Genomic DNA, 20,961 nt, shown 5'->3' with positions numbered 1-20,961 from the left:
CTCCTTCCGTACCCACCTCACCATCCGTATCCACCTCACCGTCCGTATCGAATTCACCATCGAGTTCACCATCCGTGTCGGGGTCACGCCCCGTGACGGACGCCCGCTCGGCCGCGGCCTCCTCATCCGCCCCGGCCGCCGCTTCGCCGACGGCCCCGGACGTGCCGTCCGTGACCGGTGTGCCGCCCGTCGCCGGGCGACCGCTGGCGCCCGGCCTGCTGCGGTCGCTCGAACCGCTGCTGCGCTCCTGGCTGCCCAAACAGCGCTGGTTCGCCGGCAAGGGCCTGCCCATCGGCGGCTTCCGGCTGGCCGCGGCCACCGAGCTGATGGCTCCCGGCGGCCGGCTCGGCCCGCTGGGTCTGCTGCACGTCCTGGTGGACGTCGAGCAGCCCGGCCGCCCCGCCGACTGCTACCAACTGCTGCTCGGCGCGCACCCGCTGCTGCCGTCGGCGCTGGTACGGGCCGCGCTCGGCCCGGCCGTCGGCGGCCCGTACGACGGCCTGACGCTCTACGACGCGCCGCACGACCCCCGGCTGGCCGCGCTGCTGCTCGAACGGCTCCGCGTGCCCGGCAACACCGGGCGGCTGCGTTTCAGCGTCGAGCCGCAGGAGGAGTTCCCGCCGGGGCTGACGCCGCGCGTCTCCACCGCCGAGCAGTCCAACACCTCGGTCGTGTACGGGGACGCCTACATCCTCAAGCTGTTCCGCCGCGTCTCCCCCGGCACCAACCCGGACCTGGAGCTGTCGCTCGCACTGGCCCACAAGGGCTCGCGGCGGGTCGCGGAGCCGGTCGCCTGGTTCGAGGCGCTGCCGCCGGAGGGCGTCATGGGCCCGCAGGGCGCGGCGGCGGGCACGACGGAGCCGACCACGCTCGGTGTGCTCCAGCGCTTCCTGCCCGGCTCGTCCGACGGCTGGGCCCTGGCCCTGGCCTCGGTCGCCGAGGACGGCGACTTCACCGGCGAGGCGGCGGCGCTCGGCCGCGCCACGGCCGAGGTGCACGGCGCCCTGGCCGACGCGCTGCCGGTCCGTACCCTGGACGGCCCAGCGCTGGAACGTATCGCCTCGGCGATGACCCGGCGGCTGGACGAGACCGCGAAGGAGGTCCCGGCCGTACGGCCGCACGTCGCAGCGCTGCGCTCGGCCTTCGACGACCTGGCGCGGCTCGGCGCGGCCCCCGGCAACGCGGTGACCGCCCAGCGGATCCACGGCGACCTGCACCTGGGGCAGGCGCTGCGCGGTCCCGACGGCGAGTGGGTGCTGATCGACTTCGAGGGCGAGCCGGCCCGGCCACTGGCCGAACGGCGCCGGGCGGCGCCGCCGGTCCAGGACGTGGCGGGCATGCTCCGGTCCTTCGACTACGCCGCCCACCACAGCGGCAACGGCCCCTGGGCCGCCCGCCACCGGGACGCCTTCTGCGCCGGGTACGCCGCCGTGTCCGGGGTGGACCCGCGCGAACAGCCCGTGCTGATACGGGCCTTCGAGACAGACAAGGCGGTCTACGAGGCCCGGTACGAGGCGCGGCACCGCCCCGCCTGGCTCCCCATCCCGCTCTCCGCCCTGGCCCGCCTGGCCGCCGCCACTTCTGACGCCGCCCCTTCTGAGGAGTCCAGCCCGTGACACGCCCCGACGACCGTTTCCTCCCCGAGGCCCAGGCGCGCGGCTACGACCGCGGCACCCCCCACCCGGCTGCCTCCGGCACGGCTCCGGGGCCGGCCCCGCTCCCGGATACGACCCCGCCGGCCCCCCCGTCCGACGCTCCGGCGGTACCGGCCGCCCCGGTGCCGGGTGCGGGCCCGGTGGTGCCGACAGCCACGGTGCCCGGCGCGGGCCCGGCCGCGACCGGTCGACTCGCTGAGAGCGCCCCGCAGGGGCGCGGGGCCGAGTCCGACGTGCGGCTGCCGCCGCGTGAGCGCGATGGTTCCGTCGACAACGGCGGCTCGGCAAGCGCCCCGCGCGGGGCCGAGTCCGATGTGCGGCTGCCGCCGCGTGAGCGCGAGCAGCCCACCACCGGCGGGAGGTCCGGGGCCGACCCCGAGCCCCCCTTCGGGCCGGAACCCGGAAGCCTGGTCGGCGACGACCGCCGACGGCTGCTGGACGGCGCGCATCACGACCCGCACGGAGTGCTGGGGGCGCACCCGGTGGACGGCGGCGTCCGGATCAGGGCGCTGCGGCCGTTCGCACAGGCGGTGGCGGCCGTCGTGGACGGCGAGCGGTTCGACCTCACCGACGAGGCCGACGGCCTCTTCTCGGCGGTGCTGCCCCGCACCGACGTGCCGGAGTACCGGCTGGCCGTCACGTACGACGACGGCGAGCACATCGTGGAGGACCCGTACCGCTTCCTGCCGTCGCTCGGGGAGCTGGACCTGCATCTGATCGGGGAGGGGCGGCACGAGGAGTTGTGGAAGGCGCTGGGCTCCCGGCCGATGACGCACGGCGGCGTGACCGGTACGCGCTTCGCGGTGTGGGCGCCGAACGCGCGCGGGGTGCGCGTGGCCGGGGAGTTCAACTACTGGGACGGCACCGGCTTCCCGATGCGCTCGCTGGGCGCGACCGGGGTGTGGGAGCTGTTCGTGCCGGGCGTCGGCGCCGGGACGGCGTACAAGTACGAGATCACCCGCCCCGACGGCTCGCGCGGGATGAAGGCCGACCCGATGGCGCGGGCCACCGAGGTGCCGCCCGCGACCGCGTCGGTCGTCACGGAGTCCGCGTACGAGTGGGCCGACCAGGAGTGGATGGCCCGCAGGGGCGAACTGCCGGTGCACCGGGCGCCGTTCTCGGTGTACGAGCTTCACCTGGCCTCGTGGCGGCCGGGGCTGACCTACCGTGAGCTGGCCGAGCAGTTGCCCGCGTACGTAAAGGAACTCGGCTTCACACACGTGGAGTTGATGCCGGTCGCCGAGCACCCCTTCGGCGGTTCCTGGGGCTACCAGGTGACGTCGTACTACGCGCCGACCTCGCGGCTCGGCTCGCCCGACGACTTCCGGTACCTGGTGGACGCCCTGCACGCGGCCGGGATCGGCGTGATCATGGACTGGGTGCCCGCGCACTTCCCCAAGGACGACTGGGCGCTGGCCCGGTTCGACGGCGCGCCGCTGTACGAACCCGCCGATCCGCGCCGGGCGGAACACCCGGACTGGGGCACCCTGGAGTTCGACTTCGGCCGTACCGAGGTGCGCAACTTCCTGGTGGCGAACGCCGTGTACTGGTGCGAGGAGTTCCACATCGACGGGCTGCGGGTGGACGCGGTGGCGTCGATGCTCTACCTCGACTACTCCCGCGAGGGCGGCGACTGGCTGCCCAACGCGTACGGCGGCCGGGAGAATCTGGACGCGGTGGCGTTCCTCCAGGAGATGAACGCGACCGTCTACCGGCGCTGTCCCGGCACCGTCACCATCGCCGAGGAGTCGACGGCCTGGGACGGGGTCACCCGGCCCACCCACCTGGTCGGCCCGGCCGGCTTCGGCGGCCTCGGCTTCGGCCTGAAGTGGAACATGGGCTGGATGCACGACTCGCTGGACTACGTCTCGCACGAGCCGGTGCACCGCAAGTACCACCACAACGAGATGACGTTCTCCATGGTGTACGCGTACTCGGAGAACTACGTGCTGCCGATCTCGCACGACGAAGTGGTGCACGGCAAGGGTTCGTTGGTGGCGAAGATGCCCGGTGACTGGTGGCAGCAGCGGGCCACCGTACGGGCGTACCTGGGCTTCATGTGGGCCCACCCCGGCAAGCAACTGCTCTTCATGGGGCAGGAGTTCGCGCAGGGCGCCGAGTGGTCGCACGAGAACGGCCCCGACTGGTGGCTGCTGGACGAGAGTTACCCGGCCGCGGCCGACCACAAGGGCGTACGCGACCTGGTCCGCGACCTGAACGCGGCGTACACGGCCGCGCCCGCGCTGTGGCAGCTCGACACCGACCCCAGCGGTTTCACCTGGATCGACGGCGGCGCGGTGGAGGACAACACCTTCTCCTTCCTCCGCTACGACGAGGCGGGTGACCCGCTGCTGTGCGTCAGCAACTTCTCCCCCGTCGTCCGCGAGAACTACCGCCTCGGCTCCCCCGACGTCGTCTGGAAGCAGGTGCTGAACACCGACGAGGCCCGCTACGGCGGCAGCGGCGTCGTGGTCGCCGAGCCCGTCAAGAGCGAGCCCACGCCCTGGAACGGCCAGCCCCACAGCATCTCGCTGACCCTTCCCCCACTGGCGACCCTCTGGCTGCGCCCGGCGTAGCCCTCGCACGACCGACATGACCGACACGGCCCCCGCGGGCCGGGCGACGGCCCGGCCCGCGGGGGCCGTTTGCGCCCCACCAGCAAGACAGGAAAGTTTCCTAACCAAAACCCTTGTTGCGGACACGCCAGCGCTATTACCGTTCCGGCAACGCCTTTCCGGGCCCTTCCGGAAGCTCAACTCCCCGCTCAGGCAAGGAGTGTCCCCCCATGTCGTCCTCCGCAACCCCCCGCCTCCGCAGGACCGCCGTCGCCGCCGCCACCGGGCTGACCGCCGCCCTCGCGCTCGGCCTCGGCACGGCGGCCGGTTCCGCCCACGCGGCGGCGACCGCGCTGCCCAGCGGCATCTCGGCGCCCTATCTCTACCTGGGCTGGGGCAACCCGCCCTCGGCCACGTCGGTGATGTCGGCGACCGGCATCAAGCAGTTCACGATGGCCTTCATGCTCTCCGACGGCGGCTGCAACCCGAAGTGGGACGGCAGCCGCGCGCTGACCGGCAGCACCGACCAGTCCACGATCAACGCGATCAGGAACGCGGGCGGTGACGTCACCGTCTCCTTCGGCGGCTACAGCGGCAACAAGCTGGGCCAGAAATGCACATCGGCGTCCGCGCTCGCCGGGGCGTACCAGAAAGTGATCGACGCCTACTCCCTGAAGTCGATCGACATCGACATCGAGGCGGGCGAGTTCAGCAACGCGACCGTGCGGCAGCGGGTGGTCGACGCGCTCAAGACGGTCCGCGCGAACAACAGCGCGCTGAAGATCTACGTCACCTTCGGCACCACGCCGACCGGGCCCGACTCCGCGGGCAAGGACCTGATCAAGAAGGGCGCCGCCGCCGGGCTGAACATCGACGCCTGGGCCGTCATGCCCTTCGACTACGACCAGGGCGGCACCACCGACATGCTGGCCACCACCAAGTCGGCGGTGGACGGCCTGAAGAACGCCGTCGCCAGCGCGTACGGGCTGTCCTCCGACGCCGCCTACCGCAAGGTCGGCCTGTCCTCGATGAACGGCAAGACCGACAGCGCGGGCGAGACCGTCTCGCTCGCGGACTTCAAGTCGATCGTGTCCTACGCGACCGGCCACCACCTGGCCCGCGTCAGTTTCTGGGCCCTCAACCGGGACCGCAAGTGCGGCTCCGGCGAGTCCGCGGGCGACTCGTGCAGCGGCATCACGCAGAACACGTACGACTTCACCAAGGCCCTGGCCGCGTACACCGGCTGAGGCCGCGTCAGGCGGCCTCACGCGGCCTCACACGGCCTCAGGCGACGGCAGGAGAGGAAGGGGCGGGATCAGAAGACCGACTCCGCCTCTTCCATGCGCTCCTCGGGGACGGTCTTGAGCTGGGTGACGGCGTCGGCCAGCGGGACCAGGCCGATCGTCGTGCCCTGGAGCGAGGTCATGTGACCGAAGGCGCCCTTGTGGGCGGCCTCCACGGCGTGCCAGCCGAAGCGGTTGGCCAGCACCCGGTCGTACGCGGTCGGTACGCCGCCGCGCTGGACGTGGCCGAGGATGACCGGGCGGGCCTCCTTGCCCAGCCGCTCCTCCAGCTCCATGGCCAGCGTGGCGCCGATGCCCGCGAAGCGCTCGTGCCCGTACTTATCGATCTCGCCGACGCCGTAGTCCATGCTGCCCTTGGCCGGGTGGGCGCCCTCGGCGACGCAGATGACGGCGAATTTCTTGCCGCGCGCGAAGCGTTCCTCGACCATCGCCACCAACTGGGACGGCTCGAAGGGGCGTTCGGGGATGCAGATGCCGTGCGCGCCGCCCGCCATGCCCGCCTCCAGGGCGATCCACCCGGCGTGCCGGCCCATCACCTCGACCACCATCACGCGCTGGTGGGACTCCGCGGTGGTCTTCAGCCGGTCTATGGCCTCGGTGGCGACGGTCACGGCGGTGTCGAAGCCGAAGGTGCGGTCGGTGCCGTTGATGTCGTTGTCGATGGTCTTGGGCACGCCCACGACCGGCATCCCGGCGTCGGAGAGCATCCGGGCGGCGGTCAGCGTGCCCTCGCCGCCGATCGGGATCAGCACGTCGATGCCGTACTCGGCGCACATCTCGTCCGCGTTGTCCGCCGCCTCGCGCAGCCGGGCGCGCTCCAGCCGGGCCGAGCCGAGGATGGTGCCGCCGCGGGCGAGGATGCCGCTCACCGAGTTGAGGTCGAGCGGCCGGAAGCGGCCCTCCAGCAGGCCGACGAAGCCGTCCTCGAAGCCGATGACCTCGTCGTCGTACCCGGTCAGCGCGCGGTGCACGACCGACCGGATGACGGCGTTGAGGCCGGGGCAGTCGCCGCCGGCGGTGAGGACTCCGATACGCATGGGCCTGTCTCTCCAGACGGTCGTCGGCTGCTGCTGTGGCGCGTGCTGTCACGCGCTGTCGGTATCCAGTGGATCACAGCGCCTGGTCACCCCGGAGCGGGGCTCCAGGTCACGGGGACTTCGGGACCAGCGTGCACTCGGTGATCCGGCCCGCCACATAGTCGTCCACATTGCGGACGGTGGCGGCGACGATCTCGTCGATCGCGTCCACCGTGAAGTACGCCTGGTGCGAGGTGATCAGCACATGCGTGAAGGTCAGCAGCCGGGCCAGGGTGTCGTCCGTCATCACCTCCAGCGACTTGTCGTAGAAGAAGACCCCGGCCTCCTCCTCGTACACGTCGAGCCCGATGCCGCCGAGCCTGCCCTCGCGCAGCGTCTCGACCAGCGCGGCGGAGTCGATCAGGCCGCCGCGGCTGGAGTTGATCAGGATCGCGTCGTCCTTCATCAGCGCCAGCCGCCGCTCGCCGACCAGGTGGTGGGTGGAGGGCATCAGCGGCACATGGAGGCTGATCAGGTCCGACTCCCGGAAGAGCCGGTCCAGTTCGACGTACTCCATCCCCAGCTCGGTGCAGGCGGGGTTGACCGCGATGTCCCAGCCGAGAATCCGCATGCCGTAGCCGCGGGCGATGGCGGTGAAGGCGGTGCCGATCTTGCCGGTGCCGACCACGCCGACCGTACGGCCGTGGAAGTCCCGGCCGAGCAGGCCGTCCAGCCGGAAGTCGAAGTCCCGCGTGCGGCTCGCGGCCCGGACGATCCGCCGGTTCAGCGCCGAGGCCAGCGTCCAGGCGAACTCCGCCACCGAATACGGGGAGTAGCGGGCCACGCGCGCCACCGTCATCCCCAGCCGCTCCGCGTGGTCCAGGTCGATGTTGTTGTAGCCCGTCGAGCGCTGCGCGATCAGCTTCGTGCCGCCGCGCACCAGGGCTTCGAGCACCGGCGCGTCCAGCACCGCGTTCACACTCGTCGACACGGCCTCGTACCCCGCCGCCAGCGGCAAGGTGTCCTTGGTGAGGAACGTCTCAAGACACCGCACCTGATGGCGCGTCCCGAAGGCCGCCTCCAGCAGAGGGCGCTCGTCGCGCTGCACCCCAGTCGCCAACACGTCCACAGGACCGGCCCTCCTTACGTGAGTCCTTCCTCACTCTACGTGCGCGCCGTGCGCCCCGCGCCACGCCTCGCGGAGGCGGCCCGGTGCCCCTGGGCGGCAGGCGGTACCCGGGAGCGTTAGCGTCAGGGGTGCGTACGGCCGTACGCGAAGGGTTCAGGGCAGAACGGACGGATCAAGCGTGACGCGCAGCGTCTACCTCACGGGGATCGGCCGCGGCGACGGCCGCCAGGTGATCGAGCTGGGGGTGATGGAGCTGCTGACCCGCCAGGTCGACCGGGTCGGCGTCTACCGCCCGCTGGTCCACGACACCCCCGACCGTATTTTCGAGCTGCTGCGCAGCCGCTACCGGCTGACCCAGGACGCGGCGAGCGTCTTCGGCATGGGGTACGAGGAGGCGGCGGCGCTCCAGGCCGAGCAGGGCCAGGAGGCCCTGACCGCCCGGTTGGTGGAGGGCTACCTGAGGGTGGCGGCGGAGTACGAGACGGTGCTGATCCTGGGGTCCGACTTCGCGGGCACCAACCTCCCGGCGGAGCTGGGCGTCAACGCGCGGCTGGCGAACGAGTGCGGCGCGTCGGTGCTCGCGGTGATCGGCGGCCTCGAGCAGTCGGCGGAGTCGGTGGTCGCCGAGGTGCGCAACGCGTATCACGCGTACACGAATCTGGGCTGCGACGTGATCGCGATGATCGCGAACCGGGTGGCCCCCGCGGAGGTCGCGGAGGCGGCGGAGCGGCTGAGCCGGGTCCCGGACGTACCGGTGTACGTCCTGCCGGACGAGCCCGCACTGTCGGCGCCGACGGTGGCGCAGATCGCGGAGACGCTGGGCGCGCGGGTGCTGCTGGGCGACGACGCGGGGATGTCCAGGGACGCGCTGGACTTCGTGTTCGGCGGCGCGATGCTGCCGACGTTCCTGCCCGCGCTGACCCCCGGCTGTGTGGTGGTGACGCCCGGCGACCGGGCGGATCTGGTGATCGGGGCGCTGGCGGCGCACTCGGCGGGGGCGCCGCCGATCGCGGGGGTGCTGCTGACGCTGGACGAGAAGCCGCCGCCGCACATCCTGGCGCTGGCGAACCGGCTGGCGCCCGGCACCCCGGTCCTGTCGGTGGCGACCGGCTCCTTCCCGACGGCGGCCGGGCTGTTCGCGCTGGACGGCAAGCTGGGCGCGGGCACGCCGCGCAAGGCGGAGACGGCGCTGGGCGTGTTCGAGACGCATGTGGACACCGCGGAGCTGATCGAGCGGCTGTCGGTCGCCAGGTCCGCGCGGGTGACGCCGATGATGTTCGAGCACGCGCTGATCGAGCGGGCGCGGTCGGTGCGCAAGCGGATCGTGCTGCCCGAGGGCGGCGAGGAACGGATCCTGCGGGCCACCGAGGTGCTGCTGCGCCGCGGGGTCTGCGACCTGATCCTGCTCGGCGAGGCGGACACCCTGCGCAAGAAGGCGGCCGATCTCGGGATCTCCCTCGACCAGCCGGGCGTGAGCGTCGTCGACCCGCAGACCTCACCGCTGCGGGACCGGTTCGCCGCGCTGTACGCGCAACTGCGCGCGCACAAGGGCGTCAGTTACGAGCTGGCGTACGACGTGGTCGCGGACGTGTCGTACTTCGGCACCCTGATGGTCCAGGAGGGCCTGGCCGACGGCATGGTGTCGGGCGCGGTGCACTCCACGGCGGCGACGATCCGCCCGGCGTTCGAGATCATCAAGACCCGTCCCGACGCGGCGATCGTCTCCTCGGTGTTCTTCATGTGCCTGGCCGACAAGGTGCTGGTGTACGGCGACTGCGCCGTCAATCCGGACCCGGACGCCGGGCAGTTGGCGGACATCGCCATCCAGGCGGCGGGCACCGCGGCCCGCTTCGACGTACAGCCGCGGATCGCGATGCTGTCGTACTCGACCGGCACCTCGGGCTCGGGCGCGGACGTCGACAAGGTGCGGGCGGCGACCGAGCTGGTCCGCGAGCTGCGGCCCGACCTGCTGGTGGAGGGGCCGATCCAGTACGACGCGGCGGTGGCGCCTTCGGTGGCGGCCACCAAGATGCCGGGGTCCGCGGTTGCCGGGCAGGCGACCGTACTGATCTTCCCCGACCTGAACACCGGCAACAACACGTACAAGGCGGTGCAGCGCTCGGCGGGCGCGGTCGCCGTCGGACCGGTGCTCCAGGGTCTGCGCAAGCCGGTCAACGACCTGTCGCGCGGCGCGCTGGTGCAGGACATCGTCACGACGGTCGCGATCACCGCGATCCAGGCCCAGGGAGAGAACCCGTGAGCGCGACCCGTGTACTGGTGATCAACTCCGGCTCCTCGTCGGTGAAGTACCAACTGCTGGACATGGCCGACCACGCGCGTCTGGCGACCGGTCTGGTGGAGCGGATCGGCGAGGGCGGCGGGGCGCCCGACCACGCGGCGGCGCTGCACACCGTGGCGGAGCAGCTCGACGAGCAGGGCCTCGGCCTGGACTCGCCGGATCTGGCGGCGATCGGCCACCGGGTGGTGCACGGCGGTACGCGTTTCACCGAGCCGACGCTGATCACCGACGAGGTGGTGGCCGCGATCGAGGAGCTGGTGCCGTTGGCACCTCTGCACAATCCGGCCAACATCACCGGCATCAAGGTGACGCGTGAGCTGCGGCCCGATCTGCCGCAGGTCGCGGTCTTCGACACAGCCTTCCACTCGACGATCCCGGAGGCCGCGGCGCGGTACGCGATCGACGCGGCGACCGCCGACCGGTACGGCATCCGCCGCTACGGTTTCCACGGCACCTCGCACGCCTTCGTCTCGCGGGCGACGGCGGAGCTGCTCGGCAGGGAACCGGCCGACGTCAATGTGATCGTGCTGCACCTGGGCAACGGCGCGTCGGCCTCCGCGGTGCGCGGCGGGGTGTGCGTGGACACCTCGATGGGCCTGACGCCCCTTGAGGGCCTGGTCATGGGCACCCGTTCCGGCGACCTCGACCCTGCGGTGGTGTTCCACCTGGAGCGGGTGGCCGGCATGGGCACCGACGAGATCGACACGCTGCTGAACAAGCGCAGCGGTCTGCTGGGCCTGTGCGGTGACAACGACATGCGGGAGATCGGCCGCCGGATGGCCGAGGGCGACGGGGCGGCGCAGCTCGCCTTCGACGTCTACGCGCACCGGATCCGCCGGTACGTGGGGGCCTTCAGCGCGGTGCTCGGCCGAGTGGACGCGATCGCTTTCACGGCGGGCGTCGGCGAGAATTCGGCCGCAGTTCGCGAAGCGGCTTTGTTGGGTCTCAACAATCTAGGTGTCACTATGGACCCTGTACGCAACGCGCTTCGCGGCACCGCGGCCCGGCTGGTCTCGGCGGCGGCGTCGCGGGTGGCCGTCGCGGTGGTGCCCACTGACGAAGAGCTGGAGATCGCCCGCGATACTTACGTACTGGCGACCGAATAAGCATGGCTGACCGTCCCGCAGCCACGACCGCCCCTGGAATATTCCGGAGCGGAACAAACCGATAGGATAGCGCCCATGCGCCGAGCCAAGATCGTCTGTACCCTGGGTCCCGCCGTCGACTCCTACGACCAGCTCAAGTCGTTGGTCGAGGCGGGCATGAATGTGGCCCGTTTCAATTTCAGTCACGGCAGCCACGCCGAGCACGAGGAGCGCTACCAGCGCGTCCGTAAGATCGCCGCCGAGACCGGCCGGGCGATCGGAGTCCTCGCCGACCTCCAGGGTCCCAAGATCCGCCTCGCCAAATTCGCCGACGGACCGGTCGAGCTGATCGCGGGCGACGAGTTCACCATCACCGTCGAGGACGTCGCGGGCGACAAGTCCATCTGCGGCACCACGTACAAGGGTCTGCCGGGCGATGTCTCCAAGGGCGACCCGATCCTGATCAACGACGGCAACGTGGCGCTGCGCGTCATCGAGGTCGAGGGCCCGCGGGTCCGCACGCTGGTGGTCGAGGGCGGCGTGATCTCCGACCACAAGGGCATCAACCTGCCGGGCGCCGCGGTGAACGTGCCGGCGCTGTCCGAGAAGGACATCGACGACCTGCGGTTCGCGCTCCGGATGGGCGTCGACATGGTCGCGCTGTCCTTCGTGCGCGACGCCAAGGACGTCCGTGACGTGCACCGCGTCATGGACGAGGAGGGGCGCCGCGTCCCGGTCATCGCCAAGGTGGAGAAGCCGCAGGCGGTCGAGAACATGGAGAGCGTCGTCGCGGCGTTCGACGCGGTGATGGTGGCGCGCGGCGACCTCGCCGTGGAGTACCCGCTGGAGCAGGTGCCGGTCGTGCAGAAGCGGCTGGTCGAGATGTGCCGGCGCAACGCCAAGCCGGTGATCGTGGCGACCCAGATGATGGAGTCGATGATCACCAACTCGCGGCCCACGCGCGCCGAGGCGTCCGACGTCGCCAACGCGATCCTGGACGGCGCGGACGCGGTCATGCTGTCCGCCGAGTCGTCGGTCGGCAAGTATCCGATCGAGACCGTCAAGACGATGTCGCGGATCGTCGTGGCCGCCGAGGAGGAGCTGCTGTGCCGCGGGCTCCAGCCGCTGGCCCCCGGCAAGAAGCCCCGCACCCAGGGCGGCGCCGTGGCCCGCGCCGCCGCCGAGCTGGGCGACTTCCTGGACGCCAAGTCCCTGGTCGCCTTCACCAAGTCCGGTGACACCGCCCGCCGCCTGGCCCGCTACCGCGTGCCCGAGCCGGTCCTGGCCTTCACCACCGACCCCGCCACCCGCAACCAGCTCGCGCTGACCTGGGGTGTGGAGTCCTTCGTGGTCGAGCACGTCGACAACACCGACGCCATGGTCGAGCTCGTCGACCGCGAGATGCTCAAGCTCTCCGAGTACGCCAAGGGCGACACGGTCATCATCACCGCCGGCTCCCCTCCGGGCGTCCCCGGCACCACCAACCTCGTCCGCGTCCACCACCTCGGCGACTGACCGCCCCCTCCCCCGTAGAAACCGCCTGCGGCCCGCACCCCTTTGCGAAAGGGGTGCGGGCCGCGGGGTGTTGAGGGGGTCGGCTAGCTGGAGGTGCCGTAGATGTGCATGCCGGGGACGTGGAGGGTGCCGCCGAACTGGGCCGCCTGGATGACGGTGGCGTTGGTGAAGAACAGTTCGGGGAGGGTCAGCGGCGGGGGCGCCTTCGGAGTGAAGGTGATGGGGATCAGCCCGAGGAGATTGCCGCTGAGGGACTCGGTGTAGAGCGTCACCGTGCCGTTGGTGAACTTCGAGGTGGAGCCCTTGGCCGCCTCGACGTTCGTCTTCGTGCCCTTGGGGCCGTCGACTATCTGGTGCAGATTGTCGATGTCGATGCCGGAGACGGTGAACTTCAGGACGTCCTTCACCGTGCCGTTGTGCGTCTTGACCTTGACTATGCCGTGGTACGACAGGCCGTGCAGGGTCAGCTTCGTGGTCTTCAGGACCCACGGGGTGTCCGGCAGCAGGGGTATGCCCTGCTCGACGTCGGCGTCGGCGAGCGCCTTCGCGTCGTACACCGGGCACGGGTAGGACTGCGGGTCGTCGGTGCCGCCCGCGCTCGGGGTGGCACTGGGCGACGCCTTGTCCTTGGCGTCCTTGGCCGCGTCCTTGGCGTCCTTCACCGTCTTGTCGAGACCGCCGACGGCGGTGTCCACGGTGTCCTTGACGGTCTTGCCGACCGTGCCCACCGGGTCGTCGCCCTTGGCGGGCGCGCTCGCCGACGGCGACGTGCTCGGCTCGGGCTTCGCGGTCGTCGGTGCCGGGTCCGGCTGCGGGGCCTGGGTGGTGGGCGTCGCGGTCGGGGTCTTGCCGCCGCCGAGCAGCCCGCTCACCAGGTCGCCCAGCCCCAGCGGGTCCCACGGGTTGACCGACTTGGTCGGGCTCGGGGTCGCGCTCGGCGTGCCGGTCGCCTGGGACGTGTTCTCCGTCTTGCTGTCGGCACCGCTGTCGGACGACGGGGCCTTCGCCGAGTCGGTCGGCGCGGGCGCCTGCGGGCTCGTGGAAGGACTCGGACTGCTCGACGGGCTCGGGCCGGTCGTCGGCTTCGACGTCTCCTGCCCGCCCGGCTTCTCCGTGGCCTTGCCGTCCGCCGCGCTCTTGGAGGCCGAAGGGCTCGGGGTGTCCGACTGGGTCACGCAGGGGCCGGGCTTGTACGGGTTCTTGGGCATCTCGTCGGCCTGCGCGAGATGCGGCGTGAAGCCCATGCCCATCAGCACGGCCGTGGGCATCGCGGCCAGGGCGACGGCCTTCCCGGCGGGCACGTGCAGCTTGGTCAGCAGGGACTTGCGGGGAGCCGCGTGCCGCGGTCCCGAGGTGGCCCGGTTACGGGACCCGTCGCTCTCGGCCTGCTGAGCGTGGTCACCCAGCACGGTGCCTCCCGTTCTCCTCGGTGTTCTCTTCGTCGGGCCGCGCTCCGGCGTGGACCGGCTCGGGCTGTCCGTACGCCTCAGCGGGCTCGTGGGGCCCCTGGGACTGCGCGGGCAGGGCGGGCGGAGTGTTCTCGCCGCCGCCGCCCTCAGGGGCGCCGCCGGGCAGCTCCGCCTTCTCGCCCGGCTCGTCGGTCGCCGGGACACCCGGCGCCCAGGAGACGGCGAGCGCGCCGCCGAGCAGCGCGGGCAGGAAGCCGACGAGGAAGCCGCCGAAGTTGGAGACCACCAGCGACACCAGGGCGAGCAGGATCGACGCGACACCGGCGAAGATGCGTACCGCGCTCTGGAACCACATGGTGAGGCCGAGCACGAACAGCAGGACACCGATGATCAGCGAGCCGGAGCCCGCGGTCGTCGCCATCCGGACGGTCAGTTGGCCGAGTGTGAGGTTCGCGTACGGGAAGTAGGCGATCGGCACTCCGGCGAGGAGGGTCAGCAGACCCGCCCAGAACGGGCGCCCCCAACGCCAGTGGCGGAACGACAGCCGCCAATAACGGATCCGGGCACTCAGTCCTGTTGACTCGGCGCTCATAGGAAACAGCTCCCTGGGACTGGCTTTGCTGAGAGATCGATCGGTGGCACCGGGTGAGCCGCGTCCCGCGCGGCTCACCCGGACCACTCAGGCGGTGCTTAGTAGCACTCCACCCCGGCGCCGGAGCCCTTCTTGACGCCGAGGCTGAGGCCCGCGAGCTTGAAGGTGCCCGCGCTGGTGGCCCAGGCGGTCTGCTTCACGCCCGTCAGGTCGGCCTCGTCGGCCTCCTGCGCGAACGAGCCCGGGTCCGTGGCGTCCTTGTCCTTGACGCCGGGGCCCTTGTGACTGTCGCCGGCCGCGACACCGATGTTGATGTTGGTGAACGTCGCGTCGGCGTCGAGCTGGTCGAGGTCGATGTAGAGGTTCTTCGCCACGACATCGGTGCCCTTGTCACCGGCGGTCAGCCGGAGCGTGACGTCACCGATCGGCGTCGGGATGACCACGGACTGGCACAGGCCCGTGATGCTGGCGTCGGTGAACGCCGAGACCGCGACCGGGATGTACTTGCCACCGTGCTGAACGTCGAGCGCGCCGTACTGCTCGAAACCCGTACCGTGCAGGTGCTTCGCGGTCACCTTGAACTGCTGGCCCGACACGCTGAAGGACGCTGCGAGCGCACCTTGAGCTATCGCGACACCTACCGCGGCCGTAGCCGCGACACTCGGCACCATGACGACGGCGAACCGCCGCCATCTGGTACCGCCACGAACGAGCGACTCCATTTTTCCTCCTTCTCGGACGTACATCTCCGGCCGGGATGTTCGGGTCCTGGCCTGGGATGGGAGAAGTGCTACGTCCTCGGGAAGGAGAGCGCCGGTGATCGGCGAACCGTCCCTCCCTACGAAGAAGTAAGGAGCGCGGACGGCGGTGTCCGAATCTTCGGCGATCACCCCCGAGCGACAACCACTGGCCACGCTCTCGCGCAACCTGCTGGACAGGCTCCGCCGGTAGACGAAGACCCCCCTGTCCCGGAGCGGCGGCATGAGCCGTACGCACCCACTCGGCGGGGACCCGCGGACCGTGGCGCCGACTGGCGGCCGGGCTGTGGCAACGGACCGAGCTTGGCCGATCGTGGTCCATTCGGGCGCGCCGCACAAGGGGCTCATTACTAGCGAGTAACGGATGGGCGTCGCGGCCGTGCGCCCCGGACGGAGCGATTTCACGCAGAGTGAGGAAGGCCGGGGCATGTAAATCCGGCATAAAGAGCATCAGTCGTCGAAACGGAGCTGATTTCTTACTGGAGGTAACGGCGACCGCACATTGTCACGGTTTGATAAAGTGCGGTCGCCGTATCGCTAAATCTCTGAGTAAAACCGGGGCGGGCACCCGGGGAACCGGCGGTAACTGACCGCAGGGTCAGCTCGGCGGAGCGTCCCGTTCAGCCGCCCGGCCGCCTCAGAAGAGGACTCTGATCAGCGCCGTACGCGCCGCGACCACCCGGGGGTCGTCGGGGCCGATGACCTCGAACAGCTCCAGCAGCCGTACGCGGACCGCGTCGCGGTCGTCGCCCGCGGTGCGGCGCACGGTGTCCACCAGACGCGAGAAGGCGTCCTCGACATGACCGCCCACCAGATCGAGGTCGGCAGCGGCGAGCTGCGCGGTGACGTCGGAGGGGGACGCGGCGGCGGCCTCGCGGACCGCCTGCTGGTCGGCGCCCTGCACGCGGTCGAGCAACTCGGCCTGGGCCAGGCCCAGCTTGGCCTCGGCGTTGCCCGGCTCGTCGGAGAGCACATTGCGGTACGCCTGGATTGCGCCGCCCAGGTCACCGGCGTCCAGCGCGTCGTGCGCGGCGGACAGCGCCAGCTCCTGCGGGGTGGCCGGGCGCGGCGGCGCCTCGGCGACCGGGGCCGCGCCCTGGGCGGCGGCGTCCGCGTCGACCTCGGGGCCGACGATGCCGAAGCGCTGCTCGGCGACGGCGATCAACTGGTCGAGCACTTCGGTGATCTGGTCCTCGGGCGCGCTGCCCTGGAAGAGCGGCATGGCCTGCCCGGCCAGCACCGCGAAGACCGCGGGCACTCCCTGGACACCGAACTGCTGGAAGAGCATCTGGTTGGCGTAGACCTCGGCGGTGGCGAGGACGAAGCGCCCGCGGTACTCGGCGGTGAGCCGTTCCAGTACCGCGTTGAGCTGCTTGCTCGCGTCGGCCTGGTCGGCCCAGAAGCTGATGACGACCGGGACTTCGGCGGAGCGCTGGAGGACGTCGCTCTCGAAGGTCTCCTCGGTCACCTCGATGACGAGCGGCGAAGCGGTGTGGGCGTCGGCGTTCGCGGGGTCCTGCCGCTGCGCCCTGGCCTGCTCGGCCTTCACCTTGGCCTCACCGGCCGCCTTCACCGCGGCGAGGTCGACCACGCCGCTCATGGACATGTTCCGTGGCTGCATGAGGTCAATCCTCCCCCCTACCGGAGCCGATCGTGCACAGACCCCGGATAGACCCCGGATCTGGTGGTGCTGAGCGGTGCTGTCGGTACGGATCCCCATCCGCACCCGTGGTTGTCGCACGTTTCGCTACGGGTCGTAGCGTAACTGCCCTGAGCTGCCCGGCGGAAGCCGTCCGATGTGATACCGGTCACTCGTCACGTAACCTACCGGCCGGTATGGTCCGCCTTATGGAGCCGCTCGTGGAGCCCCCCACCCCTCATAAACGCACCGGCCGCCCGCGAAGTGCCGAGGCGGACCGTGCGATCCTCGGCGCCACCCGCGAGGCGCTGGTCGAACTGGGCTGGGGAAAGCTGACGCTGAGCGACGTGGCGGCCCGCGCGGGCGTCGCCAAGACCACCCTCTACCGGCGCTGGAACGGCAAGAACGAGCTGGTCGTCGACGCCATCGCCGCGCTGTTCGAGGAGCAGCTCGACCTCCCGGACCTCGGCAGCCTGCACGCCGACATCTGCGGCGTGGTCCTGCGCTTCGCCGAACTCCTCAACCGGCCCGCCATCAGGACGGGCCTGATGGCCGTCGTCGCCGAGGCCACCCACGACGACGCCCTGCGGCTGCGCATCCGCGAGGCCATCGTCGACCGCCAGAAGCACCTCGTCCTCCTCGGCCGCCACCGCGCCCAACAGCGCGGCGAACTCCCCCCGGAGCCGCCCACTCCGTGCGACCCCGCCCTCGCCACCCGCGACGCCGACCTCATCTTCGACGTCATCGCCGGCTCCGTCGTCCACCGCGTCATGGTCAGCGCCGGCCCGGTCGACCCCGACTGGGCCGACCGCCTCGCCCTCCTCCTGACCACCGGCCTCACCGGCGGCAGGCCCTAGGGGCCCCCGCGGAGGCGGCCGGCCCCGGGGTCAGGGGGTCGCGTTCACGGCACCGCACTCCGGGGTCTCCACGCCTGCCACGAAGTGGTCGAACTCGCCGGCGCGGACACCCTTGACGAAGGCCTCCCACTTGGCGGGGGTGGTGACGGCCACGATCTCCGGCTGCTCGGTTTCGCGGATGTGAATCATCCCGTCGTCGCCGACGGTCGCTTCAAGGGCCACGAACGTCCTTTCGCTGGAGGGCCGGTGGATTGCGCACGAGATGTCGAGGCTACCCAGCGAACAGCGAACGGAACGGGCCGTGACGAGGACGGACTACACGGCGCGCCGGACGGACGACAGGCCACGGCCCGACCGGCGGCGTACCACCGCGTGTCAGAAGCGGGCGGGCTCGGTGTAGGTGCCCCATTCGGCGCGCAGGGCGTCACAGATCTCGCCGAGGGTGGCCTCGGCGCGGACGGCGTCGAGCATGGGCGGGATCATGTTGGAGCCGTCGCGGGCGGCGGTGAGCATGGCGTCCAGGGCGGTGCGGACGGCGGCGGCGTCACGGGCGGTACGGCGCGAGGCGAGGTCGCGGACCTGGTCGCGCTCGACCTCGTGGCTGACCCGCAGGATCTCCAGGTCGCCGGTGACGGAGCCGTGGTGCACGTTGACGCCGACGACGCGCTTGTCGCCCTTTTCGAGGGAGCGCTGGTACTGGAAGGCGGACTCGGCGATCTCGCCGGTGAAGTAGCCGTCCTCGATGCCGCGCAGGATGCCCGAGGTCATCGGCCCGATCGGGTGCTCGCCGCTCGGCACGGCCTTGGCGCCCAGCGCCCTGATCCGGTCGAAGATCTTCTCCGCGTCGGCCTCGATGCGGTCGGTCAGCGCCTCGACGTACCAGGAACCGCCCAGCGGGTCCGCGACGTTGGCGACACCGGTCTCCTCCATCAGCACCTGCTGCGTGCGCAGCGCGATCTCGGCGGCCTGCTCGCTGGGCAGCGCCAGCGTCTCGTCGAGGGCGTTGGTGTGCAGCGAGTTGGTGCCGCCGAGCACGGCGGACAGCGCCTCGACGGCGGTACGTACGACGTTGTTGTACGGCTGCTGCGCGGTCAGCGACACCCCGGCGGTCTGGGTGTGGAAGCGCAGCCACTGCGCCTTGTCGCTGGTGGCGCCGTACTCGTCGCGCATCCAGCGGGCCCAGATGCGGCGGGCGGCACGGAATTTGGCGATCTCCTCGAAGAAGTCGAGGTGCGCGTCGAAGAAGAAGGACAGGCCGGGCGCGAAGGTGTTGACGTCCAGGCCGCGCGACAGGCCGAGCTCCACGTAGCCGAAGCCGTCGGCCAGGGTGTACGCCAGTTCCTGCGCGGCCGTCGCCCCGGCCTCGCGGATGTGGTAGCCGGAGACGGACAGCGGCTTGTACGCGGGGATGGAGGCGGCGCAGTGCTCCATCAGGTCGCCGATCAGCCGCAGGTGCGGGGCGGGCTCGAAGAGCCACTCCTTCTGGGCGATGTACTCCTTGAAGATGTCCGTCTGGAGCGTGCCGTTGAGCACGGCCGGGTCGATGCCCTGCCGCTCGGCGGCGACCAGGTACATGCAGAAGACCGGGACGGCGGGTCCGGAGATGGTCATCGAGGTGGTGACGTCGCCGAGCGGGATGTCGTCGAACAGGACCTCCATGTCGGCGGCCGTGTCGATGGCGACACCGCAGTGGCCGACCTCGCCGAGCGAGCGGGGGTCGTCGGAGTCGCGGCCCATCAGGGTCGGCATGTCGAAGGCGACGGAGAGGCCGCCGCCGCCCGCGGCCAGGATCATCTTGTAGCGCTCGTTGGTCTGCCGCGCGTTGCCGAACCCGGCGAACTGCCGGATCGTCCACGTACGCCCCCGGTAGCCGGTCGGGTGCAGTCCGCGTGTGAACGGGTACTCGCCCGGCCAGCCGATCCGCTCGAACCCGGGGACGTCCGCACCCGCCGGCGGGCCGTACACCGGCTCCACGGGGTCGCCCGAGAGCGTGCTGAAGTCGGCCTCCCGCTTACGGGCTGAGTCGTACCGTGCCTGCCAGCGCTGGCGGCCTGTCTCGATGCCTTGGGAGTCCATACCCTCGAATTTACTAGGACGTCCTAGTACATGTCGATGGGAACACGGCTCACCCTTGGGGTGAGCCGGGTCTCAGAGGGCCGGGGCCCAGACTGGACGGCCTTGACGGGCTCGGGCTTGACGCGCCCAGTCGTCGACGGGCTCAGGCGTTGACGGGCTCGGGCTTCTCCGGCTGGATCACCTTCGGCGCCAGCTCACGCGTCACGCGGCGCTCCACGAAGAACGCGGCGGTCGGGACGGTGCCCGCCAGCAGCACCCAGGCCATCCGGCCGATCGGCCACTTCGCCTTGTTGCACAGGTCGAAGGCGAAGATCAGATAGACGACGTAGAGCCAGCCGTGGGCGAAGCCCACCGCGCTGGTGAAGGTGCCCGCGCCATTGATGTCGAGCACGTACTTGGCGATCACGCCCAGGGTGAGCGCGATCAGCAGCACGCCCGTCACAAAGGCCATCACCCGGTAGCGGGTCAGCACGCTGGATTTCATGGCATCGAGCCTAGCCGCCCCGAAATGCCGGGCTCATCCGGGTCGGGGCACGGCGCGACGCGCGGAGCCGACCGCAGGTCAGGACTCCTCGAAGTCGCCCGCCGCTATCCGCAGGGGGCGCAGCAGCGCGAAGATCTCGCCGCACTCCTCCGCGTCGTAGGCGCTGAGGCCGAAGTCCATGGCGACCAGGTCGCGGGTGGCGGACTCGACGATCTCACGGCCCTTGTCGGTGATCGAGGCGAGGGTGCCACGGCCGTCGTTGGGGTTGGGGCGCTTGGCGACGAGACCGGCGGAGACCAGCCGGTCCACGGTGTTGGTGACGGACGTCGGGTGCACCATCAGCCGCTCGCCGATCTTGGACATCGGCAGCTCGCCCGCCTTGGAGAAGGTGAGCAGCACCAGCGCCTCGTACCGCGCGAAGGTCAGCCCGTACGGCCTGACCACCGCGTCCACCTGGCCGAGCAGGATCTGCTGGGCGCGCATGATCGAGGTGATGGCGCCCATCGAGGGGACCCCGCCCCAGTGCCGGGTCCACAGCTCGTCGGCGCGGGCGATCGGATCGAAGGGCAGGCTCAGCGGCTTTGACAC

Annotated in this window: 17 protein-coding genes; 7 read left to right on the top strand and 10 right to left on the bottom strand. The window is 71.0% G+C overall.

Annotated elements, in window-relative coordinates:
• Nucleotides 1–161: 161 nt before the first annotated feature.
• From ACFZBB_RS16975 to ACFZBB_RS16965, 3 genes are all read left to right on the top strand, one after another.
• Complete coding sequence (locus ACFZBB_RS16975) at nt 162–1,616, top strand: maltokinase (protein ID WP_391123212.1); 1,455 nt, start codon at nt 162–164, stop codon at nt 1,614–1,616.
• Nucleotides 1,613–4,231, top strand: coding sequence for a 1,4-alpha-glucan branching enzyme (gene glgB / locus ACFZBB_RS16970; protein WP_391122787.1), 2,619 nt, complete (start codon nt 1,613–1,615; stop codon nt 4,229–4,231). The genes ACFZBB_RS16975 and glgB overlap by 4 nt, the downstream gene beginning before the upstream one ends.
• Nucleotides 4,232–4,440: 209 nt before the next feature.
• The gene (locus ACFZBB_RS16965) at nt 4,441–5,457 is read left to right on the top strand and encodes a chitinase (protein ID WP_391122784.1); all 1,017 of its coding nucleotides are present in this window, start codon (nt 4,441–4,443) and stop codon (nt 5,455–5,457) included.
• A gap of 68 nt (nt 5,458–5,525) precedes the next feature.
• On the opposite strand, the gene ACFZBB_RS16960 is transcribed toward ACFZBB_RS16965, so the two are convergent.
• A complete protein-coding gene (locus ACFZBB_RS16960) occupies nt 5,526–6,551 on the bottom strand; it encodes an ATP-dependent 6-phosphofructokinase (RefSeq protein WP_355349595.1) in 1,026 nt (341 codons plus the stop codon).
• 109 nt (nt 6,552–6,660) lie between these two features.
• Nucleotides 6,661–7,659: an NAD(P)-dependent oxidoreductase gene (locus ACFZBB_RS16955; RefSeq protein ID WP_391122781.1), complete on the bottom strand. Its 999-nt coding sequence runs from the start codon at nt 7,657–7,659 to the stop codon at nt 6,661–6,663.
• Between the two features lie 178 nt (nt 7,660–7,837).
• Here ACFZBB_RS16955 and pta point away from each other — a divergent pair, with 178 nt between their 5' ends.
• The 3 genes from pta to pyk all read left to right on the top strand — a co-directional run bounded on the left by pta (nt 7,838) and on the right by pyk (nt 12,558).
• The gene (gene pta, locus ACFZBB_RS16950; protein WP_391122778.1) at nt 7,838–9,919 is read left to right on the top strand and encodes a phosphate acetyltransferase; all 2,082 of its coding nucleotides are present in this window, start codon (nt 7,838–7,840) and stop codon (nt 9,917–9,919) included.
• Entirely contained in the window at nt 9,916–11,064 is a 1,149-nt protein-coding gene (locus tag ACFZBB_RS16945; protein ID WP_391122775.1) for an acetate/propionate family kinase, read from the top strand. The genes pta and ACFZBB_RS16945 overlap by 4 nt, the downstream gene beginning before the upstream one ends.
• Before the next feature lie 75 nt (nt 11,065–11,139).
• Nucleotides 11,140–12,558, top strand: coding sequence for a pyruvate kinase (gene pyk / locus ACFZBB_RS16940; RefSeq protein WP_355349607.1), 1,419 nt, complete (start codon nt 11,140–11,142; stop codon nt 12,556–12,558).
• Nucleotides 12,559–12,641: 83 nt separating this feature from the next.
• On the opposite strand, the gene ACFZBB_RS16935 is transcribed toward pyk, so the two are convergent.
• The 4 genes from ACFZBB_RS16935 to ACFZBB_RS16920 form a co-directional block, all read right to left on the bottom strand.
• Nucleotides 12,642–13,967, bottom strand: a complete 1,326-nt coding sequence (locus tag ACFZBB_RS16935; protein ID WP_391122772.1) for a hypothetical protein — start codon at nt 13,965–13,967, stop codon at nt 12,642–12,644.
• Entirely contained in the window at nt 13,957–14,559 is a 603-nt protein-coding gene (locus tag ACFZBB_RS16930; protein WP_391122769.1) for a DUF6114 domain-containing protein, read from the bottom strand. Before ACFZBB_RS16930 ends, ACFZBB_RS16935 begins: the two co-directional genes overlap by 11 nt.
• 98 nt (nt 14,560–14,657) lie before the next feature.
• The gene (locus tag ACFZBB_RS16925) at nt 14,658–15,281 is read right to left on the bottom strand and encodes a DUF6230 family protein (protein ID WP_391122766.1); all 624 of its coding nucleotides are present in this window, start codon (nt 15,279–15,281) and stop codon (nt 14,658–14,660) included.
• Nucleotides 15,282–15,954: 673 nt separating this feature from the next.
• Nucleotides 15,955–16,938 carry a tetratricopeptide repeat protein gene (locus ACFZBB_RS16920; RefSeq protein ID WP_391122763.1) on the bottom strand — a complete coding sequence of 328 codons (984 nt, stop codon included), beginning with the start codon at nt 16,936–16,938 and terminating at the stop codon, nt 15,955–15,957.
• A gap of 227 nt (nt 16,939–17,165) precedes the next feature.
• Here ACFZBB_RS16920 and ACFZBB_RS16915 point away from each other — a divergent pair, with 227 nt between their 5' ends.
• The gene (locus tag ACFZBB_RS16915; RefSeq protein ID WP_391122760.1) at nt 17,166–17,813 is read left to right on the top strand and encodes a TetR/AcrR family transcriptional regulator C-terminal ligand-binding domain-containing protein; all 648 of its coding nucleotides are present in this window, start codon (nt 17,166–17,168) and stop codon (nt 17,811–17,813) included.
• A 30-nt stretch (nt 17,814–17,843) separates the two neighbouring features.
• Here the strand turns inward: ACFZBB_RS16915 and ACFZBB_RS16910 are convergent, their stop codons facing one another.
• From ACFZBB_RS16910 to ACFZBB_RS16895, 4 genes are all read right to left on the bottom strand, one after another.
• Nucleotides 17,844–18,035, bottom strand: a complete 192-nt coding sequence (locus ACFZBB_RS16910) for a DUF397 domain-containing protein (protein ID WP_355349625.1) — start codon at nt 18,033–18,035, stop codon at nt 17,844–17,846.
• A gap of 153 nt (nt 18,036–18,188) precedes the next feature.
• On the bottom strand, nt 18,189–19,889 hold the full coding sequence (locus tag ACFZBB_RS16905; protein ID WP_355349628.1) for a methylmalonyl-CoA mutase family protein: 1,701 nt from the start codon (nt 19,887–19,889) through the stop codon (nt 18,189–18,191).
• A 142-nt stretch (nt 19,890–20,031) separates the two neighbouring features.
• Nucleotides 20,032–20,373 carry a DUF3817 domain-containing protein gene (locus ACFZBB_RS16900; RefSeq protein ID WP_391122756.1) on the bottom strand — a complete coding sequence of 114 codons (342 nt, stop codon included), beginning with the start codon at nt 20,371–20,373 and terminating at the stop codon, nt 20,032–20,034.
• Between the two features lie 78 nt (nt 20,374–20,451).
• Nucleotides 20,452–20,961, bottom strand: a complete 510-nt coding sequence (locus ACFZBB_RS16895) for a MarR family winged helix-turn-helix transcriptional regulator (RefSeq protein WP_188282203.1) — start codon at nt 20,959–20,961, stop codon at nt 20,452–20,454.

The organism is Streptomyces sp. NPDC008139, assembly GCF_042957025.1.
Taxonomy (GTDB): domain Bacteria; phylum Actinomycetota; class Actinomycetes; order Streptomycetales; family Streptomycetaceae; genus Actinacidiphila.
The sequence above is the reverse complement of the archived record's forward strand: the minus strand, read 5'-3'. Positions and strand labels throughout refer to the sequence as shown.

Coding starts and splice junctions, on each gene's coding strand:
- ACFZBB_RS16900 (WP_391122756.1), bottom strand. CDS start 20,373: ATGAAATCCAGCGTGCTGACCCGCTACCGGGTGATGGCCTTTGTGACG.
- ACFZBB_RS16925 (WP_391122766.1), bottom strand. CDS start 15,281: ATGGAGTCGCTCGTTCGTGGCGGTACCAGATGGCGGCGGTTCGCCGTC.
- ACFZBB_RS16960 (WP_355349595.1), bottom strand. CDS start 6,551: ATGCGTATCGGAGTCCTCACCGCCGGCGGCGACTGCCCCGGCCTCAAC.
- ACFZBB_RS16915 (WP_391122760.1), top strand. CDS start 17,166: ATGGAGCCGCTCGTGGAGCCCCCCACCCCTCATAAACGCACCGGCCGC.
- ACFZBB_RS16920 (WP_391122763.1), bottom strand. CDS start 16,938: ATGCAGCCACGGAACATGTCCATGAGCGGCGTGGTCGACCTCGCCGCG.
- pyk (WP_355349607.1), top strand. CDS start 11,140: ATGCGCCGAGCCAAGATCGTCTGTACCCTGGGTCCCGCCGTCGACTCC.
- ACFZBB_RS16905 (WP_355349628.1), bottom strand. CDS start 19,889: ATGGACTCCCAAGGCATCGAGACAGGCCGCCAGCGCTGGCAGGCACGG.
- ACFZBB_RS16930 (WP_391122769.1), bottom strand. CDS start 14,559: ATGAGCGCCGAGTCAACAGGACTGAGTGCCCGGATCCGTTATTGGCGG.
- ACFZBB_RS16965 (WP_391122784.1), top strand. CDS start 4,441: ATGTCGTCCTCCGCAACCCCCCGCCTCCGCAGGACCGCCGTCGCCGCC.